Annotated in this window: 4 protein-coding genes and 2 pseudogenes; 2 read left to right on the top strand and 4 right to left on the bottom strand. The window is 51.0% G+C overall.

The genetic code is table 11. The features are described 5' to 3' along the window. Positions 1 to 115: 115 nt before the first annotated feature. Positions 116 to 1,312, bottom strand: a complete 1,197-nt coding sequence (gene cml / locus AC2UZJ_RS12355) for a CmlA/FloR family chloramphenicol efflux MFS transporter (protein WP_075107253.1) — start codon at positions 1,310 to 1,312, stop codon at positions 116 to 118. 517 nt (positions 1,313 to 1,829) lie between these two features. Between cml and AC2UZJ_RS12350 the strand changes: the two are divergent. Continuing rightward, positions 1,830 to 2,027: pseudogene (locus AC2UZJ_RS12350) on the top strand (hypothetical protein); the annotation flags it as partial. A gap of 21 nt (positions 2,028 to 2,048) precedes the next feature. Here AC2UZJ_RS12350 and AC2UZJ_RS12345 read toward each other — a convergent pair. Beyond that, positions 2,049 to 2,204 (bottom strand): annotated as a pseudogene (locus AC2UZJ_RS12345) (helix-turn-helix domain-containing protein); the annotation flags it as partial. An 85-nt stretch (positions 2,205 to 2,289) separates the two neighbouring features. Here AC2UZJ_RS12345 and AC2UZJ_RS12340 point away from each other — a divergent pair. Then, complete coding sequence (locus tag AC2UZJ_RS12340; RefSeq protein ID WP_010895875.1) at positions 2,290 to 2,577, top strand: hypothetical protein; 288 nt, start codon at positions 2,290 to 2,292, stop codon at positions 2,575 to 2,577. A 69-nt stretch (positions 2,578 to 2,646) separates the two neighbouring features. Here AC2UZJ_RS12340 and AC2UZJ_RS12335 read toward each other — a convergent pair whose 3' ends face one another. Both AC2UZJ_RS12335 and aph(3'')-Ib read right to left on the bottom strand, forming a co-directional pair. Further along, on the bottom strand, positions 2,647 to 3,483 hold the full coding sequence (locus AC2UZJ_RS12335; protein WP_000480968.1) for an aminoglycoside O-phosphotransferase APH(6)-Id: 837 nt from the start codon (positions 3,481 to 3,483) through the stop codon (positions 2,647 to 2,649). Continuing rightward, positions 3,483 to 4,286, bottom strand: a complete 804-nt coding sequence (gene aph(3'')-Ib / locus AC2UZJ_RS12330) for an aminoglycoside O-phosphotransferase APH(3'')-Ib (protein ID WP_001082319.1) — start codon at positions 4,284 to 4,286, stop codon at positions 3,483 to 3,485. Before aph(3'')-Ib ends, AC2UZJ_RS12335 begins: the two co-directional genes overlap by 1 nt. Positions 4,287 to 4,421: the final 135 nt, after the last annotated feature.

Raw genomic sequence — 4,421 nt, 5'->3', positions numbered from 1 at the left:
AATCGAGGGATATTTACCCGTCAGCGAAAAGTAATACCCCTCTGGAGGCCACAGATGGCGGGGCCTCCAGAGCACTTTGTCGTTTTTGGACGGAAAATCCCTAGTACCCCACAACCTAAGAGCGCCTCATTAATCGATTAGCTGCCATCACAAATAAAGTTACGGTTACTAATATCAGGCAGTAGGCTATCAACGGCCACGCACTATCGCCTGGAAGCGTGACGATCACTATAGTACCAACGATTCCAACGATTAGGCTTTGCACACTGTAGTAGAGCGCCACAGCTGTACCAGCAGCGTTGCTAAAATCGTGTAATGCACCATTAGCCGTAACCGATACCACTAACACCATTCCGACAGCGATCAGCCACATCGGTAGTACGAACGTCAGAATGGAGGGCTCGGTCAGAAGAGTGCATCCGGTTAGGATACAGGCACCCATCAAAATAACGAATAACCCTCGTATAAGACTGCCTTCAACTCCCCAGCGCGACACAAAAAATCTTGCGAAACGCGTTGTTATTATCATCACAAAAGCAACCGTGGCGAAGATTGCGCTGAATATTATTTGGGAGAGGCCTAGGCGTTCGATCAAAACTCGCGGGGAAGTGGAGAAAAAGACGAAGAACGCTCCCATTGCCGTACTAAAACCCAGTGTATAGATCCAGAAAGATGAACTTCCAAGGATTGACCAAAAGACAGGGCTTTGTCTACTCTGTCGGCTTGGACGTGTTTCATGCCACCTGAGCAGCGCGTGGCAGAAGGCGAATAATCCAAAGATACCAAGCATCACGAAGATCGCACGCCACCCAAAATTCATTGCAATAACTGCACCTAATATGGGTCCGAGCGCAGGTACGAAGGCTAGCATTGAACCGAAAAGACTATATATCACGCTACTTTCGGGACTATTTGCGTAGACATCCCGGACAGTTGCGAAAGTTGCAACGAGCATAGCCGAAGCACCAAGCGCCTGCAGGACGCGTAGTGTGACGAATAGCGGTCCATTACTGGTCATCGCTAAAGCAAAAGAAGAAACGGTAAAAAAGAATGCTCCACCTAAAACAATTGGTCGTCGACCGATGCGATCAGACATAGGCCCGAAGACAACCTGTCCTAAACCGAGCACAATCATGTAAACGCTCAACGTGAGCTGAACAATGGCAGGTGAAGTATTAAGAGCCGTTGGCATCTCCGGAATGATCGGTAGATAAACGTCCATGGCTAGTGAGGAGAGAATATCAAAGGGTGCCATCAAAAAGAGGGCTGATGGCAGAGAGTAAGCCCACAGGGGGTTTGATTTATCAGACATGGTAAAATATCCGCACAGATGAAGAATTCTGGCGGCAATCTGCTTTCTTAGTGAATTACTGACTCACCATAGATCGCCGCAACAATGAAAAAGGTTGTTGCGGCCTAGCGGTCTGCTGACTTACTGTCTCCCACGATCTTACCTTTGAGATTAAGTTTAATACTTAACTATAGCATGTCGTAACCAATTGCACTAGGGCGTGCCATCAGTTAAGCCTGACAACTAAATTAACCAGATGAATAGCGCTTGAGAAATGACTCACCAACTTATCAGCTCGCGTTGCAATAGCACGGTACTGCTTAATCTTCTCGAGAAAAATCTCTATCAAATGCTGTGCCTTCAAGCATGGACGGGCGATATGATTTATATCTTCATCAAAAGCGGCTGGGGCTATTATCAGACCATCAGACCATCAGACCACATACCTTCAACAACTACCTGACACCTGTAGAAAAAGAGAAACGATACTTTAATCGAAACTTCTTAGCAGTTGTCCAAAATTAGTTGACCACCATAGTCTCCTAATAATCATATGGACTGGGCCTTGCATAAAGCACGACACTTGGTTGAGAATGCTTTTGCTAAGTTAGAACAGTTTCGAACAGTGGCCACTAGATTTGACAAGCTCAAGCAGAGTTATGAAAATACGGTCGCTTTAGCTTGTGCTTATCTCTGGCTGAAGTTATCAATGCTTAACAGGCCTAATAATGTATGAACTAAATTAATTTCTAGAAACTCATATTTCATTGTAAAAATTAGAAGGAGTAACACCAAAATGTCGCTTGAAAACTGCGGTATAGGCGCTTTGGCTACCATACCCATGTTCCAGTGCGACCTGAATTATTGGCGTACCTTGAGCTAAACTCTCAAGTGATAGAAGTAGCCGTGCCCTCCCGTCAGAATGACGGTCGGGGTTTGCGGCGTATGTGCTCCGATGATAGCATAATGGCAAGCACATAACCAAGAGGATTGTCAACATGTCAAAAGCAGCGGAACGACTCGCAAAGCTAGAAGAGCAACGGGCACGAATCAACGCCGAGATACAGCGAGTCAGGGCACGGGAGCAGCAGCAAAAGCGCAAGGAGGACACCCGGCGCAAGGTGCTGGTAGGCGCGTGGATACTCGGCAAGGTTGAAAGCGGCGAGTGGCCAGAACAGCGCCTGCTCGATGGGTTGGATAGCTACCTAGAGCGCGACCATGATCGGGCGCTGTTCGGACTGCCACCCAAGGGGTCGTTTGCGGGAGAGGGCGAAATCCTACGCTAAGGCTTTGGCCAACGATATTCTCCGGTAAGATTGATGTGTTCCCAGGGGATAGGAGAAGTCGCTTGATATCTAGTATGACGTCTGTCGCACCTGCTTGATCGCGGCCGCGATAGCTAGATCGCGTTGCTCCTCTTCTCCATCCGCGTTCCAAGCTGCGGAAAGGCACCCATAAGCGTACGCCTGGTCGAGCAGGCGACGCGGATCGACGTCCAGCGCACGAGAGAATGCGTCCGCCATCTGTGCAATGCGTCTAGGATCGAGACAAAGGTCGTCTCTGTCAGCCGGATCGTAGAACATATTGGCGGCGCCAAAGCCCACTTCACCGACCAGACCGACGGGATCTATCACCAGCCAGCCGCGACTGGAGAACATGATGTTTTCATGATGCAGATCGCCATGTAGCCCACGCAGTTCCGAGGCATTGCTCATCATTTGATCGGCTATAATCGCCGCGTGGACGTAGTCAGTTTGACAACCTGCGTTTTGATCATCGCGCGCCCGCTGAAACAAAGCTGCAAAGCGATCCCGGATCGGGAGAAGGGCAGAAGGCAGGGGTTCCTCAGATGCGGCATACAGCTTCGCCATCAGTTCCGCTGCAATTTCGGTCGCCTGGTAGTCGCCGTGCTCGGCAACGATGTGAGAGAGCATTCGCTCCCCGGCATATTCGAGCAACATCAGATTGTTCTCACGACCGAGCAACCGGACTGCTCCCCTCCCATTGCGCCATACCAGATAGTCGGCCCCGCGCAGTTCATCAGCAATGTCTTCTATAGGTTTCAATCCCTTGACGATTGCAGGAGTCCCGTCTGGCAATGAAACTTTCCAAACGAGGCTGGAAAAGGTGTCCGCAATGAGAACAGGTTGCGAAACGTGCCAATGAGCAGGAAAAACAGGCGGCATGAACATCAACCCCAAGTCAGAGGGTCCAATCGCAGATAGAAGGCAAGGCGTTCGCGGTCGGGGGCTTCGATCCCCAATACATTGAATAGGACAGCGAAGGCGCGCTCTGCTTCATCTGGCGCTGCCCAGTTCTCTTCGGCGTTAGCAATCATGAGTGCCAAATCGGCATAGCGATCTGCTGTTCCGAGCCGCCCAAGGTCGATCAGACCCGTGCATTGAAGAGTTTTAGGGTCCACCATGAAGTTCGGCATGCAGGGATCACCATGGCAAACAACCATATCGGTGCGCTCTTGGTCGAGCCGCACCGGTAGCTCTCGTTCGACACGAGCCAAAAGATCGAGCTGCGGCGTACTCTTGTCCTCGTCCGGTAAGAAGTCGGGATTGACGGCATTGCGGGACACCACATCAACGGCGCGTCCGAACATTCGCGACAGCCTGCGCTCAAACGGACATTGATCAACCGATAGGCTGTGAACAGCGCCAAGTTGCTGCCCCATTGACGGCCACGCTTTGAGCAAATCCGCTCCAGACAGATCAGCCGCCGGTACTCCCGGAATTGCCGTTATCACCAAGCATGCACCCTCCTGTTCCTCCTGCCAGTTGATCACCTCGGGGCAAGCCACACCTCGACCTTTGAGCCAAATGAGGCGGTCACGCTCTCCAGCGAGCTCACCGCGGCGGGAAGCAGGTGCGATTTTCGCGAAGGCATGCCCGTCACCACGTCGAAAAACAAAATCACCAGATTCTCCGCCTCTGACAGGCAACCAGTCAGAATGCGATTCACCAAAAAAAATATTAGTTCGATTCAATGGAGGTTCCTTCAGTTTTCTGATCCTCGGTCTCTGGCGTCGCGACTGCGAAATTTCGCGAGGGTTTCCGAGAAGGTGATTGCGCTTCGCAGATCTCCAGGCGCGTGGGTGCGGACGTAGTCAGCGCCATTGCCG

The sequence above is a fragment of the Paenalcaligenes sp. DL 309 genome (assembly GCF_057475285.1).
Note: the sequence above shows the minus strand (reverse complement) of the source record. Positions and strands in the feature narration are given on the sequence as shown.